This window comes from Larkinella rosea (assembly GCF_003858635.1).
GTDB lineage: Bacteria > Bacteroidota > Bacteroidia > Cytophagales > Spirosomataceae > Larkinella > Larkinella rosea.
In genome coordinates this window covers 331,507-356,031 of sequence record NZ_RQJO01000009.1, presented here as the reverse complement: position 1 = coordinate 356,031, position 24,525 = coordinate 331,507, and the positions used below count along the sequence as shown (strand labels likewise).

Annotated in this window: 16 protein-coding genes; 9 read left to right on the top strand and 7 right to left on the bottom strand. The window is 51.9% G+C overall.

Annotated features, from left to right (window positions below):
- Nucleotides 1–6 precede the first annotated feature (6 nt).
- Both EHT25_RS17420 and EHT25_RS17415 read left to right on the top strand, forming a co-directional pair.
- Nucleotides 7–5,268 carry a non-ribosomal peptide synthetase gene (locus tag EHT25_RS17420; protein ID WP_124876419.1) on the top strand — a complete coding sequence of 1,754 codons (5,262 nt, stop codon included), beginning with the start codon at nucleotides 7–9 and terminating at the stop codon, nucleotides 5,266–5,268.
- A 19-nt stretch (nucleotides 5,269–5,287) separates the two neighbouring features.
- Nucleotides 5,288–6,055 (top strand): 4'-phosphopantetheinyl transferase family protein, encoded by a 768-nt coding sequence (locus EHT25_RS17415; protein ID WP_185731403.1) that lies wholly within the window; start codon nucleotides 5,288–5,290, stop codon nucleotides 6,053–6,055.
- 216 nt (nucleotides 6,056–6,271) lie between these two features.
- Here EHT25_RS17415 and EHT25_RS17410 read toward each other — a convergent pair whose 3' ends face one another.
- Nucleotides 6,272–8,053, bottom strand: a complete 1,782-nt coding sequence (locus EHT25_RS17410; protein ID WP_124876417.1) for an ABC transporter ATP-binding protein — start codon at nucleotides 8,051–8,053, stop codon at nucleotides 6,272–6,274.
- 307 nt (nucleotides 8,054–8,360) lie between these two features.
- Here EHT25_RS17410 and nusB point away from each other — a divergent pair, with 307 nt between their 5' ends.
- The 7 genes from nusB to EHT25_RS17375 all read left to right on the top strand — a co-directional run bounded on the left by nusB (nucleotide 8,361) and on the right by EHT25_RS17375 (nucleotide 14,161).
- Nucleotides 8,361–9,530: a transcription antitermination factor NusB gene (gene nusB / locus EHT25_RS17405; RefSeq protein WP_229311598.1), complete on the top strand. Its 1,170-nt coding sequence runs from the start codon at nucleotides 8,361–8,363 to the stop codon at nucleotides 9,528–9,530.
- A 144-nt stretch (nucleotides 9,531–9,674) separates the two neighbouring features.
- Nucleotides 9,675–9,977 carry a YtxH domain-containing protein gene (locus EHT25_RS17400; protein WP_124876416.1) on the top strand — a complete coding sequence of 101 codons (303 nt, stop codon included), beginning with the start codon at nucleotides 9,675–9,677 and terminating at the stop codon, nucleotides 9,975–9,977.
- Nucleotides 9,978–10,042: 65 nt separating this feature from the next.
- Entirely contained in the window at nucleotides 10,043–10,483 is a 441-nt protein-coding gene (locus EHT25_RS17395; RefSeq protein WP_124876415.1) for a DUF1573 domain-containing protein, read from the top strand.
- A 121-nt stretch (nucleotides 10,484–10,604) separates the two neighbouring features.
- On the top strand, nucleotides 10,605–10,871 hold the full coding sequence (gene yajC / locus EHT25_RS17390; RefSeq protein ID WP_124876414.1) for a preprotein translocase subunit YajC: 267 nt from the start codon (nucleotides 10,605–10,607) through the stop codon (nucleotides 10,869–10,871).
- A 133-nt stretch (nucleotides 10,872–11,004) separates the two neighbouring features.
- Nucleotides 11,005–11,793 (top strand): YbbR-like domain-containing protein, encoded by a 789-nt coding sequence (locus tag EHT25_RS17385; protein ID WP_124876413.1) that lies wholly within the window; start codon nucleotides 11,005–11,007, stop codon nucleotides 11,791–11,793.
- Entirely contained in the window at nucleotides 11,790–12,410 is a 621-nt protein-coding gene (gene coaE / locus EHT25_RS17380) for a dephospho-CoA kinase (protein ID WP_374756165.1), read from the top strand. Before EHT25_RS17385 ends, coaE begins: the two co-directional genes overlap by 4 nt.
- A 98-nt stretch (nucleotides 12,411–12,508) precedes the next feature.
- Nucleotides 12,509–14,161, top strand: coding sequence for an amidase (locus EHT25_RS17375; protein WP_124876412.1), 1,653 nt, complete (start codon nucleotides 12,509–12,511; stop codon nucleotides 14,159–14,161).
- A gap of 29 nt (nucleotides 14,162–14,190) precedes the next feature.
- On the opposite strand, the gene EHT25_RS17370 is transcribed toward EHT25_RS17375, so the two are convergent.
- The 6 genes from EHT25_RS17370 to EHT25_RS17345 all read right to left on the bottom strand — a co-directional run bounded on the left by EHT25_RS17370 (nucleotide 14,191) and on the right by EHT25_RS17345 (nucleotide 24,497).
- On the bottom strand, nucleotides 14,191–15,786 hold the full coding sequence (locus EHT25_RS17370) for an arylsulfatase (protein WP_124876411.1): 1,596 nt from the start codon (nucleotides 15,784–15,786) through the stop codon (nucleotides 14,191–14,193).
- A gap of 31 nt (nucleotides 15,787–15,817) precedes the next feature.
- The gene (locus EHT25_RS17365) at nucleotides 15,818–17,296 is read right to left on the bottom strand and encodes a sulfatase (protein ID WP_124876410.1); all 1,479 of its coding nucleotides are present in this window, start codon (nucleotides 17,294–17,296) and stop codon (nucleotides 15,818–15,820) included.
- Between the two features lie 289 nt (nucleotides 17,297–17,585).
- Nucleotides 17,586–19,229: a RagB/SusD family nutrient uptake outer membrane protein gene (locus EHT25_RS17360; protein WP_124876409.1), complete on the bottom strand. Its 1,644-nt coding sequence runs from the start codon at nucleotides 19,227–19,229 to the stop codon at nucleotides 17,586–17,588.
- Nucleotides 19,230–19,244: 15 nt separating this feature from the next.
- Nucleotides 19,245–22,592, bottom strand: a complete 3,348-nt coding sequence (locus tag EHT25_RS17355) for a TonB-dependent receptor (protein WP_124876408.1) — start codon at nucleotides 22,590–22,592, stop codon at nucleotides 19,245–19,247.
- A gap of 165 nt (nucleotides 22,593–22,757) precedes the next feature.
- Nucleotides 22,758–23,825: a FecR family protein gene (locus EHT25_RS17350; RefSeq protein WP_124876407.1), complete on the bottom strand. Its 1,068-nt coding sequence runs from the start codon at nucleotides 23,823–23,825 to the stop codon at nucleotides 22,758–22,760.
- Between the two features lie 66 nt (nucleotides 23,826–23,891).
- Nucleotides 23,892–24,497, bottom strand: a complete 606-nt coding sequence (locus EHT25_RS17345) for an RNA polymerase sigma factor (RefSeq protein ID WP_124876406.1) — start codon at nucleotides 24,495–24,497, stop codon at nucleotides 23,892–23,894.
- Nucleotides 24,498–24,525 lie beyond the last annotated feature (28 nt).

The window sequence follows — 24,525 nt, the reverse complement described above, 5'->3', positions numbered from 1 at the left end:
TTTTGCATGGTTGATCACGCTATTTCTCCACACCTCACCCCTGTCGATTTCGATCCGTTTGCGGGTCCGGAGCTCATTCGGCTGGCTCCTGCAACCGAACCGCAGGTAGAAATCTGGTCGGCCTGCTTACTGGGCGGTGACGATGCCAACCGGGCTTATAACGAATCAAGTTCGCTGCGGTTTCAGGGTCATCTCGACCGAAATGCGTTGGAAGAAGCCTTAGGGACGTTAATCCGGCGTCACGAAGCGTTGCGGCTGGCGTTCAGTGCCGATGGTCGCCAGATTCTGGTTTTCCGGGATTTTCCGATTACTCTTTTTTACGAGGATTGTTCGACGAAGTCAGTTACGGAGCGGGAGCAGTGGATTCGTAATTACCTGAAACAGGAAGTTCTTTACGTATTCGACCTGTTGAATGGCCCACTCCTGAAAGCCAGCCTGATCAAATTAACCGACAACGAACACCACTTCGTCATCACGGCTCACCACATCATTTGCGATGGCTGGTCGACCGGCACGATGTTGCAGGATCTGGGAAAAATCTATTCGGCCTACGTGCTGAATACGCAACCCGATCTGCCCCGATCGCCGAAGTTCAGTCAGTATGCCCACGAGCAGTTTGCATTTACAAAAAGCACAGAATACCGCCAAATCGAGCAATTCTGGATCGATCAATACCAGGAGGACGTTCCGGTATTGAATTTACCGACGGATTTTCCCCGGCCCGTTGCGCGAACGTTCAAAAGTAACCGGCAGGATTACACGCTCGATTCCAACCTGGTTTCGGCTCTGAAAAAACGGGGCTTACAGGCCGGCTGCAGTTTTGTAACTACGCTGATGGCCACGTTTGAAGTGTTCCTCAGCCGGGTTACCGGACAGGAAGATATTGCCATTGGACTGCCCGCAGCCGGGCAAACGCTGCTGGATTACAACCGGCTGATGGGCCATTGCGTTAATCTATTGCCGTTGCGGAGTTTTCCGAAAGGCGAACTGTCGTTTCTGGATTTCCTGAAACAGCGCCGAAAAGCCGTTCTGGATGCTTTTGATCATCAGCAGTTGACGTTTGGCAGTTTGCTGAAAAAGCTAAAAATACCGCGCGATCCGTCCCGGATTCCGATGGTGCCGGTGGTGTTCAACATCGACATGGGAATGACCGAAGGTGTCCATTTTCAGGGGCTGACCTACCGGCTTTTCAACAACCCGCGAGCGTTCGAAAGTTTTGAGATCTTCCTGAATGTCAGCGACTCCAACAAAACCCTGACGCTGGAATGGTCATACAACACGCAGTTGTTCAAAGCCGAAACGATCGACCGGATGATGGCCGAATTCGAGTCGTTGATCAAAGCCGTGGTGGCCGAACCAACGATTCGGCTGGATGCCATCCAGTTTTCAAATCCCAACCATTTACTTGAGCAGCTTAAGCGGTGGAATGCAACCGGGGTAGATTATCCGCGCAACACCCCGCTTCATCACCTGATTGCGGAGGCTGCTCACCGGTTTTCCGACAAAACCGCCCTGACTTTTCAAAATCAGAAACGAACGTATGAAGCGTTAAATACCGCCGTAAACCGGCTGGCGCATTATTTGATCGGGAAGGGAATTCGGGTCGGCGATATCATCGGTGTTGCCGTCGATCGATCCCCGGAAATGCTCATTACCTTGCTCGCAGTCATGAAAGCCGGAGCGGTTTATGTGCCGACCGATCCGGAGTACCCGGCTGAGCGGATCGCTTTTATGCTGACCGACTCGGCGGCCAAAATGCTCATCGTTTCCGACAAATACCGGAACCGGTTTCCGACAACGGCCACCGAACTTTCGATTGAACAGGCATTGGCGGAATCGGCAACTTTTTCCACGGTTGAACCGAAGGTGACGGTTTTGGCGACGGATCGGGTGTACATTTTGTATACCTCCGGTTCGACCGGGAAGCCCAAGGGTGTTCAGATTACGCACCGGAATCTGGTCAATTTCCTGCTCAGCATGCAAACCGCTCCCGGCATTCGATCTGAAGACAAACTGCTGGGCGTAACCACGATTTCGTTCGACATTTCGGGACTGGAACTGTATCTGCCGCTGATGAGTGGGGCCGAACTGGTGTTGACGGATGCGGAATCCAGCAAGGATGGCCGGGTTTTACTCGATCTGATCCGGTCGGAACAGATTACAATGATGCAGGCCACACCATCGACCTGGCGCATGATGCTGGCGGTGGGCTGGAACGACGTGCCTCCGTTGAAAGTTCTCTGCGGAGGAGAAGCGCTGCCGAAAGATCTGGCGACTCAACTGAACGCTGCCGGTAACGAGTTGTGGAATATGTACGGGCCAACCGAAACCACCATCTGGTCGACGCTGAAAAAAATCCACAACGAGACCGGTGAACTTATTTCTATTGGTCGGCCCATTGCCAACACGGTGGTTTATATTCTGGACGAAAAACGGAATCCGCTGCCCGTGGGTTTTCCGGGAGAAATTTACATTGGTGGCGATGGCGTGGCACCTGGTTACCTGAACCGCCCCGAATTAACCGCCGAGAAATTCATTCAAAACCCGTTTGATCCGAGCGAAGAAGCGGTTTTATACCGAACGGGCGATCTCGGTCAATTTACATCCGACGGTGAAATTGTCTGTTTGGGGCGCATCGACCAACAGGTCAAAATCCGTGGACATCGCATTGAACTGGGCGAAGTCGAACACACGCTGACGAAACTCGATACGATTCAGGAAGCCGTCGTAGTAGCCCGCGAAGACCGCCCTGGTGATCAGCGTCTGGTTGCGTACGTGGTTACGAAACAGGAAAAAAACCGGCGTACCAGCCCCGACTGGCGAGAAAAATGGCGGGTCATTTACGATCAGGGTATTTTGCACGAAAGCGACATGCACCTATCGGATCAGAATCTGGACGTTGCCATTGTGGAGTTGATCAGTTCCCGAAAAGACATCCGGCCGGAAGTCGATGAGTGGCTGCAGCAATCCATTCGACGGATTAAAGCCCTGAAACCGAAAAAGGTGCTGGAAATCGGGTGCGGAGCGGGCCAACTGGTTTTCGAAATTGCACCGGATACGCAATCGTATATTGCAACGGATTACGCCGAAACCGCTCTGACTATACTGAACAGGAAACTGGCCCTTCAACCCGAAAAATGGCGGCACGTTTCGGTAAAAAGTGCGATGGCCGACGATTTCTCGCAGATTGAAGATTCATCGCTCGATCTGGTTTTGATCCACAGTGTTACTCAGTATTTGCCAGACACTAATTACCTGATCACGGTCATCGGACAGGCGTCCAAAGCGGTTCAATCGGGCGGTTGCATTTTCATTGGGGATGTTCACGGCAAGGATACGCTGCGCATGCATCATGCCTATGATCAGTTTCAACGATCGACGTCCGAAATTACGGTTGCCGAATTCACTAAAATCGTTGATCGGCGGGTTCGACTGGAAGATAATTTTACCGCAGACCCGGCTTTTTTCTATTTGCTTCCGTCCCTAATTCCCGGTGTTTCGGCGGTTGACATTCAGCTCCGGCGGGGTACTTTCCGGAACGAAACCACCAAATACCACTACGATGTCTGGTTGTACGTCGGGACTCCTCCCCAAACCGTTACGGCTGCCAAACAGATTCAATGGACCGCAGCTTATACGGCTGAGCAGTTGGAAAAAGATTTGCTCACCCACCCGCACAAAGTCGTTCGGTTATCCGCTATTGTTAATAACCGCACTACCAGCGATCATACATTCCTAAAAATTCTTGCGGACGCAGCACCAACTTCTTTCCTGAAAGACCTGAAACCGGAACTGGATGCGGCTCCGAAAGGGTCGGACCCGGAACTATTTTTTGAGCTGGGGCCCCGCTTGGGTTTCCAACCCCACATCCGCTGGACTACGAACGGATCGGACGGAACTTTTGAGGTGATTTTCATCCCGAATTTCCTCAAAAATACCATTCCCGAAAAACCGGGCCAGATTCGGCTCAACCAGCCCATCGAAGCATTTGCCAGTCATGCCTACACACCGACTTTGGCCGTTTCTGCCGATCAGATTCAACAATGGAAACAGGCCATTGCGGTGGAATTACCCCCGTATATGGTTCCGGCGGAGTTTGTGGTGTTGCCATCGCTGCCGCTCACTCCAAACGGAAAAATTGACCGGAAGGCACTGCCCAAGCCCTTGACTTCGGCTCATCAGAAGCAGGAAATTTCCGAGATGGTATCGGCCGAGGAAGAACTAATCCGACACATCTGGCAAAGTCTGCTGGGGATTGATCACCTCAGCATCACCGACGATTTTTTTGCGCTGGGAGGCCATTCGCTGATCGCCATTCAGGTCATGACGCAGCTCGAAAAAGAAACCGGCAAGCGCTTGCCGCTGGCCACGCTGTTTGAATATCCGACGATCCAGAAACTGGCCGCCCTGCTTCAGAAATCGCGAAAATCAACCATCTGGAAATCACTGGTACCGATTAAGCCAACGGGTTCAAAAATGCCGATTTACATCATCCACGGCTACGACCTGAATCTGCTCTATTTCAAGAATCTGGTTGAACACATGGACGAAGAACAGCCTATTTATGGCCTACAGGCGCTGGGAGTCGACGGCAATGCGCAGCCAATGGAAACGCTCGAAGACACGGCGACGTTCTACATCAGTGAGATTATAGAGCAAAATCCGGTCGGCCCTTACGCCATAGCGGGCTATTCGTCAGGCGGTTACATTGCCGTTGAAATGGCCCGGCAATTACAGGCAATGGGCAAAGAAGTAAAACTGGTAGGAGTTTTTGATACCAATGCCGACGAATACTCGGCGCATCAGGTCATGGCGCACAAATCGGCCCTCTACAAATTGGGCAAGAAGCTGCACCGGCAGATTCCCAAATTAGTGTGGTTCACCAAATCACTGCTGCAAAAACCGGGGGCTACTTTGCGCTACCAGAAAGGCTACGTAAAACGCCAGCTGACCACCGTATTGGTTGCGCTGGGCCTGGCCGAGCGGCCCAAACCGGAAGGGCTTTCGGATGCGATCATGGCGATTATTGACAAAAATGAAGCCGTTTTTCAAAAATACATCATGGAACCGTACGATGGCGTCATCCATTTATTCCGGGCTACGGAACGACCGTATTACATCGACGATTTCAAGTTTCTGGGCTGGAGCCGGTTTGCGTTGAAGGGCGTTCGGGCGCACGATGTTCAGGGCGATCATAAAACGATGTTGTATCCGCCCCATAACAAGGGATTTGCCCGTGTATTACAAAAAGTGCTGGACAACAGCTAAGCGGCTGTTATCTTTGGCGATGCGTTCCGCTTTTCTGGTTTACAACACACTTCCGGCCGTAAAATGGTCACCGCTGGCCGAGCCGTTTCCGGTTTCCGAACTGCTTGTTATTCGAATCGAGCTGGCACGGTTTTCGGCATTGATTTCGCAGCTTTTTGCTTTGTTATCACCGGATGAGGAAGTGCGGGCCCAGCGGTATTTCCACGAAAAAGACCGGCATCGGTTCATCATTACGCGGGGTTTGTTACGCAGTCTGCTGGGTCATTACACCGGTCAAAAACCGGGTGCCATTCAATTTGTCCAAACTAGTCACAAAAAACCGTCGGTTCGGGGGAGCAACTGGCAGTATAATGTATCCCATTCCGGCGACTGGGCATTGATCGCCCTGAGCAAAACCGCCGTCGGAGTTGACATTGAAAAAATAGACCGGGATTTCCGGTACCAGGATATACTTCCCGAAAGTTTCAGCCCACAAGAACAGGCTTTCATTGAAAAAAGTCCCGATCCACGCACCCGGTTTTACCAGTTATGGACCCGGAAAGAAGCCCTCGTGAAAGCGACCGGCCAGGGCATCGACGAGCATTTCCAGCAGATTCCGACACAGGACGGCTCATACGAAGTAGAAAGTCAACGAATTGGAAATTCGAACCGCTGGATCATCAGTAGCTTTGCGATGACGGAAGGCTATGCGGCAGCTGTTGCCTATGAATCACCGGAACGAATACCTGATTTTTGTGAACTGAATGACTTTGAGTCTTTTGCCTTTTTTCACCCCGACGAGCATTAATTTCCGCTTGAATTTCTTCTGTTGACATTTCAACACCAGGCATTTCAGCATCAAGCTCTTCGAAGAGGTCATCAAGTGCCCGGACCTGTAATTTTCTGGCTTTGTCGCGTCGATCTTTACTCTGAAAACGTCTCAAACGTTTAATAAACTCGGTCTGTTTCAGGACTTTCGTTTGGTTTTCACCTAATTGGAACGCGTTGAATTAACCGGAAATTCTCAAGCTTCCTCGGTCTGCAACTGCTTTTCATACAGTTCGCGGTAGACGCCGTTGGCCGCCAGCAGTTCCTCATGCGAACCGTGTTCGACCACTTCGCCCTCGTCGAGCACGATGATTTTATCCGCCAGTTTGGCCGACGAAACCCGGTGGGAAATCACCACGGAGGTGCGGTTTTCCATAATCCGGTGGAGGTTGTTCAGGATAATATTCTCCGTATTGGTATCGACCGCCGACAGGCAATCGTCCAGAATCAGGATTTTGGGATCGCGGGCAATCGCGCGGGCAATGGAAAGCCGTTGCTTCTGACCACCCGATAACGTAACACCCCGCTCGCCGATCCGGGTGTCGAACTTCTCCGGAAAATCAATGATGTTCTGGTATAAATCAGCGTCTTTAATGGCCTGTTCGGCTTTTTCCTGCGGCATGTCCGGCATCCCGAATTTGACGTTGTTGCTGATCGTTTCGGAAAACAGAAACACTTCCTGCGGCACATACCCCATCTGCCGGCGAATGCTCGTCAGGCTGTAATCCTTCAGCGGAATCCCATCGATCAGTATCTGGCCTTCGGTGGGGTCGTACATGCGCGTGAGCAGGTTCGCCAGTGTGCTCTTCCCCGAACCGGTTGTGCCCAAAATCGCCACGGTTTCGCCCGCTTTGACGTTCAGGTTAAAATCCTTGATGGCGACGATTCCCGAATCCGGGTAAACAAACCGCACATTCCGAAATTCAACTTCCCCCACAACCTCGCGTTCCAGCGATTTTTCCGAAACAATGTCGGTTTTGGCGTTCAAAAACTCGTTGATCCGTTGCTGGGAAGCCGCAGCCCGTTGCGTCTGGCTGGTCGTCCAGCCGAGCGCCATTACCGGCCAGGTCAGCATATTGACGTACAGAATAAACTCCATGATGTTGCCCGGTGTCAGTCGCCCGGTCAGAATTTCCTGCCCGCCCACGTAAACAACAAGTACATTGCTAAAACCGACTAGTAACATAATCAGCGGAAAAAACAGCGAATCGACGCGGGTCAGCTGCAATGATTTTTGCTTGTAAACATCGCTTTCAGTCGTAAAATTGGCCGCCGAATTGTCTTCACGTACAAACGCTTTCAACACCCGAATCCCCGAAAATGCTTCCTGCACAAACGTAGAAAGCCGCGAAAGGCTCCGTTGAATTTCTTCCGAACGTTTAATGATAATGGTATTGACAACATAAATCGCGACCGAAAGAACCGGCAAGGGCAGCAGCACGTACAGACTCAGCCGAACGTTGATCGAAACCATGTAGCTGATTACCAGCACAAATAAGGTAATGAGGTTCAAACCGTACATGATCGACGGGCCGATATACATCCGCACCTTGCTGACGTCCTCCGAGATCCGGGCCATCAGGTCGCCGGTATTGTGCTGGCGGAAAAAACTCAGCGGAAGGGTTTGGTAGTGAATGTAAATCTCGTTTTTCAGATCGTATTCGATGTGCCGCGACATTACGATCAACGTTTGCCGGACCAGAAAGAGAAAGAAGCCTTTTAACAGGGCCATTGCCAGAATCAGCAATCCATAAAACAGGATACTGAACGCAAAGACATCGTATAAGTTACTTTGCAGCCGACTGCCATTGTAGAGAAAATAAATATCGAGCGTCTCCTTCACCAGATCGAGCGAATACCGCACCAACTGCGCCGGAATGATCCCAAACAGGTTGGAAATAATGGTAAAAGCGGTTCCCCAGATCAGGTACCATTTGTATTTGAGTAAGTATTTGTTGAGGTGGGAAAGTGCTTTCACTTCAGGCGACGGCTTTCAATGGAACAAAAAGAGCTGCTGGGTCGGTAACAGAAAACCGGTGGGAATAGTTTGTTGTCTTGAACCCGGATTGCACAGATTAAGGGATTAAGAGGATAGCCTCCGGCTAAAAAACACCAATGACAATCCTAGTTAATCCTTTAATCTGCGGAATCCCAGTTCAAGACTCTTAATCCTTTAATCTGTGTAATCCGAGTTCAAGACAATTTCAGACATTTTCCGTACTTTTGTACCCAATTACCAATCTTCGAAATATCGAACCGAGTTCTTTGTTTCTTGCCGGACCAGAATGCTAAACAGACGTTTATTGCGGATTAAAGTGATGCAGGCTTTTTACGCGCTGCGCCAATCCGAATTATCAAGTCGGCAGTTGGCTGTCGACGCCATTACCGAAACTTTTCAGCGTGACCTGAATTCGATGGAGGTGCAGAACCTTCAGCAGTTGGAAGGCTACCGCCGACTGGCAACGGTTTTGTTTGAAGAAGGATTGAAAGCAGGCAAACCGTCGGAAGAGGAGGACATTCCACGGAAAGTGCTCGTTGCCGCCAATCAGGCCCTGGTCGAATACCGAAATAGCACCACGAAAGAACGTCAGCGGGTATTGCAGGCTTTGATCGACGATGTTCGGACACTGGACAACTCTTACATCCGGCTGCTGACCTTGCTCCTCGAATTGGCCCACGTGGCCCAGATTGACCGTGAACGGCTGTACGAAGACGTGGACGCCCGCCCGATTGCGAAGGAATCGGGTCTGGATAAAAACCGGATGATCAAAGCCCTCCGGGAGTTCAAACCGCTGGAAGTGGAGCAGATTCGGCGAAAAGTCGAGTGGGGGGAAGATTTTCAGATGGTGCGGACAATCTACAACGACATCCTGAAAGAAGACGACACGTACCGCGCGTATTGTGAAACCACCCAACACACCGCTGACGAGGACCAGCAACTGGTTCAGCACATACTGCGCAACGTATTGCTGAAACAGGAGCCCGCCAAAAGCTATTTTGAGGAGTGGGACCTGAGCTGGTCCGAAAACGGCGAAGTGGTGCGGAGCATGGCCATAAAAACGCTGAAATCCGTTCAGACGGCGGACGGTTTGAAGTTGCTGGCTTTGACCGACGATTGGGAAGAAGACCGGTTTTTTCTGGAAACGCTGTACAAAAAAGCCCTGGAAAACGACGACGAATATGAAAGTTTGCTGGCCGATCAACTGACCAACTGGGATGTCGAACGGGTGGCGCAACTGGATAAAATCATTCTGAAACTGGCATTGGCCGAATTGCTGAATTTCCCAAACATTCCGGTTAAGGTAACGATTAATGAATTTATCGAACTGGCAAAAGTGTACAGTACGCCGAAAAGTGGCAAATTTGTCAACGGTATCCTGGATAGTTTGTCGGAGAAATTAAAAACGTCGGGCCAACTCCGCAAGAGTGGCCGGGGTTTACTGGATAATAAATAAGTTTATCTTTCCGGTGGTTTTGCGTTTATAGAGGAAGACAAAAGAACAAAGAGAAGAGCTAAACGACTCGTCGCTTTAAACGCTTCTATTCGCTCTGGTCTGACTGTCAATTACACAACAAACCACTGACAATCAAGTACAATTATGAACAGAACAAGCCAAATACTGACTGCTTTCATGACGGGTTGTATCACCGGAGCCGCACTGGGCCTATTGTATGCACCTGATAAAGGAGCCGTCACCCGTGACCGGCTGACTTACCGCCTGTCGAAATACCGCGAGCAACTTCGCTCCCTGCTGGATGATATCTTAAAAACCGATCAGTTGCCCGCCAGCGTGGCCAAAACCGAAGGCCAGCGGGTGGTGAACGATGCCCGTGAAAAAGCCGAAAAATTGCTGGAAGACGTGGACCGTCTGATGGCCCAAATCAAACAGCAGGGTTCCTAAATTTATATAGTCAATGGTCAGAAAATGAACGGTTTTCTGACCATTTATTCTGTTAACACCACGTGATGAAAAACCTTATCATGGGTCTGCTGCTCCTCGCTGGCGCAGTAGCCTGCAACCAGAGTCAGAAAGACTCGAAAAAAGAATTGGCCGGTAAGATGCCCAAAATTGTTTTCGCCGACAAAGGTGTTTACGATTTTGGCGACCTGACCGAAGGCGATACGATTGCGCGCCAGTTCAAATTTAAAAACGAAGGAGAATTTCCGCTGATTATCAACAACATTCAGGCTTCCTGCGGATGTACGACCCCCGAATGGCCCAAAACGCCGATTGAACCCGGCCAGGAATCGTCCATCAAGGTGTTGTTCAACAGCCAGGGAAAACGGGGGGTTCAGAATAAAACCGTAACGGTTTATGCCAACACTGATCCGGCCTATACCGAACTCGCGTTTCGGGTCATGGTAAACCCGCGGGCAGATTCCAGTTCGGTTAGCCGTGCGAAATAAACCGGTTTTATTGCCACCGAATAACCACTCAAAATAGCAATCAATCCATTTTAAACTTCTCCTTGTCAAAATGAATTTTCAGTCAATTTTAGTGCAATTACCGGGCGGATCGTCCAATTCCATGGTTTGGAATATCGTTCTGTGGGTCGGTATTTTCGTGGTGTTCTACTTTTTCATGATTCGGCCGCAACAGAAAAAGCAAAAGGATCAGAAAAATTTCATCGAGAACCTCAAAAAAGGCGACGGCGTGGTCACCATCGGTGGTCTGCATGGCAAAGTCTACTCCGTTGAAGGCACCACCATCACACTGGAAGTTGACAAAGGATTGAAACTGACGTTTGAAAAAACCGCCATCTCCCGCGAAGCAACGGTCAAATTGCCAGCGTAATTAAAATTCAATGATGAATGATGACGGAGCCGCCCGCACGGTGATGAACGATGAATGTTTATCGACAAAACTCATTCATAATTCAGCACCGCGCGGGCGGCTCCGTCATCATCCATAATTCCCTTCTTCGCTTGTGCCACTAACGACCACCCAATCACGCCCTGTTCAACTGCCGACGCTGGTTTTGTGTCTGGTGGCGGCTGCTGTTATCTGGTTGCTGAATGCCCTCAACAAGAATAATTATACGGTTAGCGTGCAGTATCCAATCGAGTTCGTTTACAACCAGAAACTGTACGTTCCCACAACGCCCCTGCCCAAAACGATTGGCGTCAGTATAACGGGTAACGGCTGGAAGCTTTTCCGGAAATCATGGCTTCCGTTTCGGTCGCAACCCATTCGTTATCCGGTTGCGAATCCGCTGCAAACCAAATTCATCAACACCGCTTCGCTGGCGGCTGCTTTAACCGATCATGCGAAGGATGTCCGGGTCAATTTTGTGGCTGGCGATACGCTAACGCTGAATTTCGACCGACTGGCCGCACAGGAGGTGCCGATTATTGTCGATAGCGCAGGCATCGATCTGGCAGATCGCATGGTGGTGTCGAGTTTCATCAATGTATCGCCCCGAACCATCCGGTTTGAGGGCCCGGCCCGCTTGCTGCGCGCCATGCCCGACACGATTAAAGTGAAGATTCCGGCCCGGCGGCTGGCCCTCAGTTACGACGAAGAACTGCGGCTGCCTATTCCCCGCCATCCGCTCATTCGGGCCAGCGCCGATCAGGTAACGGTCAGTTTTGAAGTCGCCGAATTACTTCAGCCCCTTCCGCTCCCTCCTGCCCCCCAACCCGAAAAACCCGCTAAAACGACAAAAGCGGTAAAAGCTAAGAAATCTGCCAAAGCGAAATCTGTCCGTAAAAAATGAGCCTACCGTTGAAAAGGCCCCTGTTGATTGGTGTCACCGGCGGAATCGGTTCCGGAAAAACCACTGTATGCCGCATTTTTGAAGCCTTCGGAATTCCCGTCTATTACGCGGATGACCGGGCCAAATGGCTGGTCGATCATGATGCCATTTTGAAAGCGGATATTACCCGGTTACTGGGTCCCGAAGCATACGGCCCCACCGGGTATTATGACCGGAGCTGGGTGGCCGCGCAGGTATTCGGGAAACCCGATTTATTGCTGCAGCTCAACGCGTTGATTCACCCGCGCGTGTATGCCGACACCGCACTTTGGGCGAGCGATTTTTCGGAAAAACCGTATGTTATCAAGGAAGCGGCTTTGCTGCGGGCAGCCGGTGAAGACGGTAATAACCTCGATAAACTGATCGTCGTCCAGTCGCCCCTGGAGCTTCGCATTCAACGCGTTCACAAACGCGATCCGCACCGGTCGGAGAAAGAAATCAAGAACATCATCAGTCGGCAGATCAGCGACGAGGAACGCATCGAAATGGCTGATTACGTGATTTATAATAACGAAACCCAGTTGCTGATTCCCCAGGTTATCCGGCTTCACGAAATCTTCAGCCGAGCGCAGGAATAATCCGCCTTTTTTACGTATCTACGGGCTTCAGTCCGTATTTTTTTGAGGCTATTTTGTAAATTGTTCTCTAAAAAACACGATTGAAGTCCGTGAGTACTATGAAAAAACTGCTATTCATTGCCGCCTGCGGGCTTAGTTTTCTGGCCGGAGCTTTTGTCGCCGACAACGATCCGGCCAAACCGTTAACCTCCGAAATCGTCGATGCAGCTTCCAGCGTTTTCGGACTGACTTTTACTGCCGCCGAACGCGATTCGATGCTGGGAAACCTCAACAATTACCGCAGCAACTACGACGCCATCCGGAAAATAGAGCTGACCAACGACGTGGCTCCGGCCCTGTATTTCAATCCGTTACCCACCGGTTTTAAAATGCCGCAGGGTGCAGCTTCGTTCAAAGCCAGCCCCGTTGGGAAAACCGTACTGCCCGCTAATCGGGACGAACTGGCTTATTATTCCGTTGGCCAACTGGGCGAACTCCTCCGCACGCGCCAGATCGCATCCGAAGAACTGACCAAATTCTTCCTCAACCGGCTTAAAACCCACAACGACAAGCTATTGTGCGTCATCACGTTTACCGAAGAAACCGCCCTGCAACAGGCTCGCCGGGCCGATGCCGAAATCAAGGCGGGCAAATACCGGGGACCGCTGCACGGTATTCCGTACGGCGCGAAAGATTTGTTTGCGAAGAAAGGTTATAAAACGACTTGGGGATCAGTGCCTTACCAGAACCAGACGCTGGATTACGACGCGACGATCATTCAACGACTGGAAAAAGCCGGAGCGGTTTTGTGCGCCAAACTGACAATGGGCGAACTGGCGATGGGCGACGTCTGGTTTGGCGGAAAAACCCGGAATCCGTGGGACCCGTCGACCGGTTCCAGCGGTTCGTCGGCAGGCTCCGGTTCAAGTGTTTCAGCGGGATTGCTCCCGTTCGCAATTGGTACTGAAACACTCGGTTCCATTGTCTCGCCCTCCACCGTCAACGGCATCACCGGCCTACGCCCGACGTACGGACGCGTCAGCCGCTACGGTGCGATGGCGTTGAGTTGGTCGATGGACAAAATTGGGCCGATGTGCCGGTCGGTCGAAGACTGTGCGCTGGTTTTCAACGCGATCTACGGCCCGGACGGGCATGATCCGACGGTATTGGCGGCTCCATTCCGGTATGCTCCGCTGGCGTCGTTGCAGAATGTGAAGATTGGGTACGTGAAAAAAGTGTTCGATGCCGACTACCCCAACAAAGCCAACGATCAGGCGACGCTCGAAACGCTCCGCAAACTCGGTGCCACGCTCGTACCGTTTGAGCTACCGGACATTCCCGTCGGTAAAATGTCCCACATTTTGAGTGCTGAAGCGGCTGCGGCTTTTGACGAACTAACGCGTTCGGGTAAGGACGATCAACTGGTGCGGCAGGTTCGCGGTGCTTGGCCGAATTCGTTCCGTTCGGCCCGGTTTATCCCAGCGGTCGAATACATTCAGGCCAACCGCGTTCGGACCCAACTCATCAACGAAATGGCGCAAACCCTGAAGGGTTTCGACGTGTACATTACCCCGACTTTTGGCAATTCAAATCTGGCGCTGACCAACCTGACCGGCCATCCCTGCGTGGCCCTTCCAAACGGTTTTACCGCCAAAGGATTGCCCACGAGCATTACGTTTATGGGTCAATTGTTTGACGAAGGCCGATTGCTGGCCGTTGCCAAAGCCTATCAGGATGCGACGGTTTTCCACAAAAAACACCCGGTTCTTTGAGCTTCCACAATTGTTCAAAGAACCGGTTTTTACTCCCCTTTGGATTTGCCCAGTTCCGCGAATGGAATGACGCCCGCGCGCTGCGTCCAGGCGTCGTACAGGGCCGCCAGTTGTTTGACGCGCTCCGGTTCTTTGGCGCTGACATCCTCCAGCTCAGACCGGTCGGTTTTCAGGTTGTAGAGTTCCCAGCGGTTTTCCGGGTATTCCGAAACGAGTTTCCAGTCGCCCTGCCGAACGGCGCGGTGCCCTTCGTGTTCAAAAAAGAGCGCATCGTGCCCCTTCCAGGTCGTTCCGCGAAACAACGGCACCAGGCTTACGCCTTCCGTGGGCGTGATGGCGTTGCCTTTGTAGGTTTTGGGATACGTGCCGCCCGCCAGGTCGAGGCAGGTCGCCATGATGTCGATGATGTGGCCCGGCCGTTGGTCGATGCGACCCGGTTTTACGATCGAAGGCCCGTAAGCAATGAAAGGCGTGGCTGTTCCTCCTTCATACTCCCAGTGTTTGTACTGCCGAAAAGGCGTGTTGCTCAGGTTCGCACCCCGCATTCCGTAGGCCGTAAACGACGAGGGATCGCTGGACGGTTTCTTGCTGCTTTCGTAAATAGCCGGTAAAAAATTAGTGGGTTTGATGTCTTCGTGACTGGCACCGTTGTCCGACAAAAACAGAATCACCGTATTCTGATCCTGCCCCGTTTCCTTTAATTTTTGGCGGATGCGGCCGATATTCTGGTCCATCCGGTCGATCATGGCCGCATAAACCGCCATGTTATCTTCCCAGCTCTTTTTTTCCTCCTCACTCAGCGTTTCCCAGGCCGGAATCTTTTGATCGCGGGGTGAAAGCTTCGTATTTTTCGTCAGAATGCCCGATTCCTGCATCCGGCGGTACCGCTCTTCGCGGAGTTTGTCCCAGCCTTTGGCGTAGGCTCCCCGGTATTTGGCAATGTCTTCCGGCAGCGCATGCAACGGCCAGTGGGGCGATGTAAAGGCCATGTACAGAAAAAAAGGCTGGTCTTTGGGATGCTGCCCGATGAACTCCACCGCATGATCGGCAAAGGCGTTGGTCGCATAATAGCCCTTTTCCGGCTTGTATTCCTGATCATCCAGCGCAAGGGTGAGCTTCTGATTCGGGCGGTAGGATTCGTTGCCGAAATAACTGCTGGCACCGTCGATCAGGCCAAAATACCGGTCGAAACCGCGCTTGACGGGCCAGTATTCGGGTTTGGTGCCCACGTGCCATTTGCCCGCCATGTAGGTTTTGTAACCGCTTTGCTTCAACGCTTCCGCAATGGTGACGCAATTCTGGTTCAGGTAGCCCTGGTAGGCGGGTTGCTTCCGGCTGTTCACCATATCGCCCACCCCGGCCTGGTGCTGGAACAAACCGGTGAGCAACGACGCCCGGGTGGGACAACACCGCGACGCGTTGTAAAACTGCGCCATCCGAAGCCCGTTTTTCGCCATGTCATCCAGATTGGGCGTTTTAATTTCCGATCCGAAGCTGCCAATATCGGAATACCCCATATCGTCGGCCAGAATCACGATGATGTTCGGCTTTTTGGGCGGTGGTTGCAGCGCCGGAGAAACAAAGAGTGACAAGGCCAGAAAGGGTGCTAATAATTTGATTACCATAATCCTATACGGTTTTACTTTTTACATCTGATTAGTTAAACACACCCGTATTGCCTTTTGCCCAAACCGGTTCGAGCTGTTTAATCACGTCCGGATGGGCATCGGCGACGTTGCGGTTTTCGTGCGGATCGGTTTGATGATCGTACAGTTCCACCGTCGGCTGCTGCGCCCGGAAATACCGGGTGTAGCGGTATTGATCGGTCCGCACCGTGATGCCCTGTTTGAAATAGCTATAGGCCACGTTGTTCCAGTTTGCCGGTTTTCCTTTTTTCAGAAGACTGCTGAAACTTTTGCCGTCGACCGGAGCCGGTGATGTGACCCCACAGAGCTCCATCAGCGTCGGGTAAATGTCGATGGAGCTGATAATCTCGTTCCGAACCAGACCGGTTTTTTGTTCGGGTGTTTTGACAATCAGCACACTACGAACCGACTGGTCGAAAATGGTGTGTTTGCCCCACACCCGGTAATCGCCGAGGTGCCAGCCGTGGTCGCTCCACAGCACCACAATCGTGTTCTGATCCAATCCCAATTGCTTCAGCGCGTCCAGCACCTTGCCCACCTGTGCATCGGTGTAACTCACCCCCGCGTAATACGCATGGCGCAACTTCCGGGCGTAGGCATCCGAAACCGGTTTTTCCAGCGACGCCTGTTCGTCGCCCAGCGCGTATTGGTTGAACTCGGAACTCTGGTGTAAACTCGCCGGATTAACGTGTTCGGGAATCGTCGGTGAATCCGTCAGCGGAATTTTCGCTTCGTCATACAGATCCCAGTATTTTTTCGGCGCCGTGAAGGGAAGGTGCGGTTTGAAAAAACCGACGCCCAGAAAGAAGGGCTGGTTTTTCGTCGCCAACTCCTTCAATTTCCCCACTGCCAGATGGGCCGTCAACCCGTCCGGATACCCGTCATCGCCCACCTCGGCCTCCTCATACGGTTTTACTTTCGACTTCTTTCCTTGTCTGTTTGAGCCATCCGCGTAACCGAAAAAAGCATTCCAGCCCGTCACCCATTTCCCCGGATCGAACAGCATTTCGTCCCAGCTGTGCGGCAGTTCCAGCTTATCGCTTTTCGGATCGTTGTAGCCATACACGTAACCATCGGGCGAATGACTGATTTTGCCCATGCCCACGGTGTAATAGCCATTCCGGCGCAGATTGTCAATGAAGGTTTCCGGGACCTCGGCTCGCGGTTTTCCGGCCACCTGCTTTTCGAGCGCTTCGTTCGTGACATCCACCGGATGGCGCGGCAACCGGCCCGTCAACAGGCTATACCGCGACGCCCCGCAGGTCGGCTGCGTCACGTACTGACGACTAAACAAAACCGATTGCTTCGCCAGCCGGTCGATGTTGGGCGAATGAATGACCGGATTTCCGTAACAGTTCAAATCAGGACGCAGGTCATCGATGCAAATCAAAAGCACATTTGGATGCCGGGACGGTTTTTGTCCGGTTCGGGTCAGAGCCAGCATACCCAGCAAACCGATGGTAATCGCGCAAACCAAAATCCATTTCATTGACCTGTAAAAGTTTAAAAAATTTAGAGTTTATAGTCTATAGTTGTATTGAGTGATTAGATTATTCCTATCATTATGCCGGACCGCGACAACCCCACCCCAACCCCTCCCCCGTAGGGAGGGGCTAAACCGGTCTGCTTGCAAAGCCCCTCCCTACGGGGGAGGGGTTGGGGTGGGGTACAACCAAATCATTCAATTCGTATAGATATTAGTAGATAACCCACTTAATCCAAGCTACATAACAGAAGTATTTGAACTATAAACCAAAACCTTTAAACCAGATAAGATACTAATACCCCGGATTCTGGGTGAATTCGCCCGGATTGGTCACGCGGTCGATCTGCGTTTGCGGAATCGGCCGTACCAGATGCGTCTCCTTGATATTGGGGGCCGCGTCCAGGTTGTATTTTTTGACCCGTGCCAGCAACTGCCCGGTGCGTTTCAAATCATACCAGCGGTGCATTTCGCCCGCCAGTTCGCGGGCCCGTTCATCCAGGATAAAATCGAGGTTAATATCATTGGCCGTCACCTGCATATCTTTTTCCTTTCCGGCCAGTGCCGCCCGGGTCCGCACCACGTTGAAATAAGCCGCAGCATCGGCGGTTTTGTTCTGACGCCAGGCTGCTTCGCCCGCAATCAGGTACATCTCGGCCAGCCGAATCACGATAAAATCCCGGCGACCATCGGTGGCGTTTACACTCGTCCGCAGGGGATCGATGTATTTTTTGAGCACCGGAAACCGCCGACGTTGCCCTCCACCGATTTCATTGTTCGTAATGGTTGACGCCCCCACCCAGGTATCCTTAAAATCGATGTACCAGTAAGGTGCCTGATTCTGAACCGCGTCGGGCACGGAGTAAGGAACAATTTTGATGGCGGTATCGCCCGGCATAACGGTTTTCCCGTTGATCGTTCCCTTATTGTTGGCAAACCAGACGGTTTTAAACGACCCGTCCCACCGGCTATCCTTGGCTGGATCGAACAGTTTGATGAGGTAATTTGTCGGCATAAACCGCTGATACGCCCGCCCGTTGGGCAAATCCCGGATGATGGTCGGGTTTTGGGTGTAGTCGAAAACAAAGAACAGGTGGCTTTGATTGCCTTCGCCATTGGTCAGCGGATCGGCAGTATACTGCACCGACCAGACCACCTCGGAATTCAGTTCATTGTTGATATCCCAAATATTGGCAAACGGTTTAACCAGCTGAAAATCATAACTTTTCGTTACCAGATTAGCCAGTCGTTCGGCTTCGGCCCAGTTGCCCAAGGTGAGTTGCACCCGCGCCAGCAGCGCTTCCGCAGCCGGTTTTGTAATCCGCCCGTAGGCTGCCGCTTTGGCCGGAAGTTGCGCAATGGCGTATTGCAGATCAGGAACAATGCCTTTTTCGTAAATCGTCGCAACGGGCGTTCGATTGGCCGTTGTGACCACGCCGATGGTTTCTTCCAGCGAAAAATGAACGTCACCAAATTGCTGAACGAGGTGAAAATAGTACAGAGCCCGCAGAAAACGGGCTTCGGCCACGATGCGGTTTCGGTTTGCTTCGGTCAGCCCGGCCACGCCCGGCGCCCGGTTGACCACGGCATTGGCCTGGTTAATTCCGACGTAAAAATTATCCCAGATTACCGTTACAAACGCATTGGAACCCAGGAAATTGGCCGAATAATTATTGATATCGGGGTAATTGGTCACCCCGCCAAAACCGTTGGTGAAATCATCCGTTCCGGGAACCGTCAGGAAGAACGCTTCTTCCCGGCCGTAAAACCGGCGGAGTGGCGTGTAAACCGCCTTGAGACCGTCTTCCAGCCCTTTTGGCGTCGAGTAATAACTATCGGCGGTGGCCAGCCCCACGGGCGTTTCTTCCAGAATGTTCTGGCAACCGGAAAAGCCCGTAACCAGAATCAGTAAACTAAGTAGAAGGTTGCTATTTTTCATGGTTTGAGGCACGACTTAAAATTTAAGATTCAGACCGAATACGTAGGTTGCCGATGTCATTGGCGTTGCTCCGCCCACGATGCCCGTCGACGATTCGGGATCAACCAGTTTGTACGGCGAGAAAATGAAGGCATTATCGGCGGTTCCGTAAATCCGCAGGCTCGAAATGTGCACTTTCGCCAGCAGGCTTTTCGGCAGCGAATAGCCCAGGGTGATGTTCCGGATTTTGACAAACGACCCATCGTAAAACCGCACCGCGTCGGCGTACAAAGGCGCCGATGCCGCGTAGGGCATCGGAATGGAATTCGAGGGATTCGTGGGCGTCCAGTAATCAAAATTCAGGCTATTGAACCGCCCCTGCCACTGGTTTCCGCCCAGGTTATGAAAATCACTCCGGAGCATTTGCCCCTGCCGCGCATAGACCAGAAACGAAAAGTCGATTCCCTTGAAACTGAACCGGTTCGTCAAACCGCCACTCCACTTCGGAACGGTAGAACCCAACACCGTCCGGTCGTCGGAATTGATCACGCCATCGGGTTTGTTGGTCAAATTTCCGGCGGCATCCCGGCCATTAACGTCGGCAATTTTAATATCGCCGGGGCGTTGTTTCGCTTCGGCAGCCGCCTGAGCCGCTTCGCCGGTCTGCCAGATACCCAATTGTTTGAAGTTATAAAAAACCGAGATCGGCTGACCAATAAACCACTGATTACCTACATCGTCCTTGCCGTTGAACAAATCAACAATCTCTTCCTTGTTGGCAAACAGATTCAGTCCGGCGTCCCATTTAAAACCAGAACTGGTGTTTAAAACCGTGCCGTTCAGCGTCAGTTCCCAGCCCCGGTTGCGGGTGGCGCCGATGTTTTGCAAAACCGATGCGTAACCAGACGAAATCGGAATGAGCCGGCTCAGCAGCAAATCGCTGGTTTTGGTGTCGTACCGTTCGATGGAACCGGTGATCCGGTCGCCCAGGAAACCGAAATCAAACCCAACGTTCAGGGTTTTGGAGATTTCCCACTTCAGATCGGGATTCGGGATAACGCTCAAGCCGTAGCCGTAACCGGGATCATTGCCAAAGGCGTAGATCGAACGGCCCAGCCCGCCCAGCGTCTGGTATGGCGCAATCGACGTATTGCCGACTTCGCCGTAACCCACCCGGAGTTTCAGAAACGAGAGCGTTTTATTACCCGACAGAAAGGCCTCGTCCGAAATTACCCAGCCCGCCGAAACCGACGGAAAAAACGCCCATTTATTTCCTTTCGACAGGCGCGAGGAGCCATCGGCGCGGCCGGTCAGCGTGAGCAGATACCGGTCTTTAAAACCGTAGTTGATCCGGCCCATGTACGACAGTAACCCCCACTGCGTCAGGGAGCTGGTGATGCCGGTAACGGTTGTGGCGCTTCCCAGATCGTAGAAGGAGGAGGTTTCGATCGGAATATCCCGCCCGCTCGCGCTCGACGATTCAAAGCGGTTTTTCTGCGTACTGAACAGCCCCACTACATTCAGCGAATGCGCCCCAAATTTCTTGTTGTAACTCAACAGATTCTCAAGCGTGTACGCAAAATTCTGCTGGTTTTCGACCGTGGCCGTGCTGGCGCTTCCGGCCAGCGTGCCGTTGTAATTTCCCCGGCGGTAGGTACTGAAATCCGGGCCGTAGTTCAGTCGGTACGTCAGCCCTTCGGCGATTGTATATTCGCCGAAAATCGTGGCAAAAATCCGGTATTTCTTCCGCTCGTCTACGAATTGATTCGGCTGATACTCCAGCAAGGGACTCGTAATATTGCCTTCGCGGGGGTTCGGATACGCTAAGAAACCGCCATTGGCATCGTACGGTGCCACCAGGGGCGAAAACGTCAGGGCATTGGTATAAGGCGCGTTTGCCATCAGGTTCTGTACATCGGTCGAAACCGTTGCGCTTACCCCCAGCCGAAGCCGCTCGGTCAGTTTGGTGTCGATATTGGCCCGAAACGAATAGCGCCGGTAATCACTTTTCTGCATGACGCCCTTTTCGTCGAAAAACGAACCGGACAGGTAATAAGTCGTATTCTTGGACCCGCCACTGGCCGAAAGCTGGTGGCTTTGCTGAACGCCGTCGCGCAGAATCAGGTCGAGCCAGTTGGTCGAAAGGCCTTTCGCCAGATTGTCGATTTCCACACTGCTGAGCAGCGAAGCATCCTGGCTGGCGTTGTCGGGAGCGAGTCCGCGCGAGATGCGTGCATACCGGACAAACTCCTCGCCATTCATCAGATTCAGGTCCTTTTTGGCCTTTTTGACGCCGTAATAGCCATCGTAACTCAACACGGTTTTCCCTTCCTTGCCGCGTTTAGTCGTAATCAGAATCACACCATTAGCGCCCCGCGATCCGTAAATGGCGACGGCACTGGCATCTTTCAGAACCTCCATCGACTCAATGTCGTTGGGGTTGAAGTCGTTGATATTCACGTCGGTCGGAATGCCGTCGATGACGTATAGCGGATTATTGCTGGCGTTGATCGACCGGTTTCCGCGAATCCGAATCGTCGGGTTGGAACCCGGAGCGCCATTGGCCCGTACGATGTCGACCCCCGCCAGCCGGCCCTGCGCATTGGCGAGAAAATTGGCCGACGGCGTTTCGGCGATATCTTTGCTGGAAATCGACGAAATAGCCCCCGTCAAATCCCGTTTTTTCTGGGTTCCGTAGCCTACTACAATGATCTCACTCAGCGTTTTTTCGTCCGTTACCAGCGTGACGTTCAGAACGGTTTTGGTGCCGACCGGAATTTCCTGCGTCAGATAACCGACATAGCTGAACACCAACACGGCGGCTTTATCCGGCACCTGAATCCGAAACTGGCCGTTGCCGTCGGTGGTGGTGCCGCGCTGGGTGCCTTTCACAATGATGGAAACACCAGGCAACCCCTCTCCTTTTTCGTCGGCAATCGTTCCGGTAATTGTTTCCTCGGCGGGTTGCACCAGCCCGGACGATTCAGATGAAGATGATTTGGCGTTTGGAACCGGCGCCAGCGGTAAACGGTTCAGAATGATCTGTTTACCCGACACCTCGTAGCCGAGGTTTAGCGGTTTTAGCATTTCTTCCAGCACGGTTCCCAGCTTTTCGCGCTGCACATGGAGCGACACTTTTCGTTCGGCCTGAATCAGACTGGTGCTGTAGAGAAACCGGATTTTGGTCTGCTCTTCAATGAGCGCCAACACGGATTTTACATCCTGGCTTTGCACCTGAATCGTCACTTTGGTATCTAAAATGGCCTGTGCACGAATACCGGTGGCTAAAGCGATGCTGGTTAAGAAACCGGAAATAAATAGTTGCAGGCAACTCATTTCCAAGGCTTTTCGCCAGGAAATCAAGGTAGGAAGATTTATTTTCATCTAGTCACTTAGTTGGGTTATTGATTGCATAATGAGATTCTCCATTGCTCCGATAGGGCAAATATATAGCTCTATGATCAATCAGGAGCTTTTTACTTCACAAAACCGGTAGATTTTATATACATTTTTTTTGTAAGTATAAATCAAGTTGTCAATCCAGTTCAACTACTGACAACCCTTGGCTGAAATAACAATCTGGGCGTCAACCACTTCATATCGCCCTTCGATACCCTTACAGAGCAGTGAAAGTTTTTCAAAAAGCGGTTCGTCCGATAAATACGCCGTTAACAAACAATGACCGAGCAGGTCTTCATCGTACACAATATCGACCCCGTAGGCCTGCTCCAGCGCTGCGAATATTTTGGAAACCGGCTCGTCCTTAAACTCAAAGTTTTGGACCAGAACGGGCAGCGGCTCGGCCACCAGCGTTTTCTTCATCCGAATGTCATCGCGGGAAAACAGAATTTGCTGATTGGGGGTCAATACCACGCCTTCCAGTTCGCGGTTGGCCTGCATTTCGTTGGCGCGGCTGTCGGTTCGGGCAAAAACCGACACTTTCCCGGTTTTCACCTGCACGACCACCTGTTTCCCGACTTCGGCGGCTTTCACCCAGAAACTGGTTCCCAACACTTTTGTAACCAACTCGTCAGCATAGACAAAAAAGGGTTTACCGGGATTTTTGGTCACCTGAAAAAACGCATCGCCCGATAGATACACTTCCCGCTTGTCCTGTCGATTGAAGTCCCGGGCGTAACCGATCCGGCTGTTGGGTTGCAGCAAAACCGTACTTCCATCGGGCAGCGAAACCGTAACGGGCGTTCCGGACGTATTCACTTTTTCGAGCAGCGCCACCGAAGCCTGATCGATCAATTGTTCATATTGCGTGGCCGGACGGTTTTTCGAATACAACCACACCCCCAGGCAAAGCAGCACCGACGCAGCCGCCAGCCACCGCCAGCCGATCTGAAACCGGGAGCCTGGAGCCGACTGAATGCGGTCCTGCACATTGGCAAACATCCGCCCAACCTGCTCCTCATCCGGGAAATTTTCCACCACCTCCTGATCAATCCCCAGCAAAACCGCCCGGGCTTTTTCGACGAGGGCCCGCTTCTCCGGAAACTGATCCAGCAACTGCTGCCAAAAGGCGTCGGTTTCGCGCGTTGGCTCAAACACCCATTGCCGAAAGGTTTCATCTTTTAACAAAGCCTCCAGGTCAGAATTGGCGAAATCCATTATGCGGTTTTTTGGGTAAAAAATTAGATTATCCCTTTATCAGGAAAGAGACGACGCAGCGGGCATTTAACTCACTTCAGGCAAAAAAAGTAGAAAAAAGGCGAGGAAGGTCAGCAAAAAAGCAAATTGCCGGAGTTTAAGCAGGGCCCGTTGCAGCAGGTTACGGACCGATTGTTCATTGATTCCCAGCATCATAGCAATCTGAGGATACGTAAAATCCTGGTAATAGTAAAGGATCAAAACTTCGTATTGCCGCAGCGGAAGCGATTTTAGTTTGGCCTGTAAATCAGCGGTTTGAATCTGTAACAGTTCCGCATTGATCACTTCCGTTTCGGCGGCATGGCTGATGGGCAACAGCAGTTCGTCAGTGGTTTCCCAGCGTTCGGACAGCACCTGATCCGGGCGAATGGACCGGTGAATTTTTCGGCGTAGCGATCGAAACAAATAAAACCGGGCCGATTCGACGTCGCTCAGCCGACTGCGGCTCTGCCACAAGTCAACGAATAAATCCTGAACGGCATCTTCAACGGCCTGTTCGTCACCGGTTATTTTTTTGCCGTAACTGAACAACACCCGGACATACCGCTGGTAGAGCAGCGAGAAGGCGGTTTCATCGCCCCGCTTAAAAGCCTGCCACAAGGTTTTATCGTCCGTTGTTACCGAATAAATCATTCCGGATTGTAAAAAAGATTGCCGATAC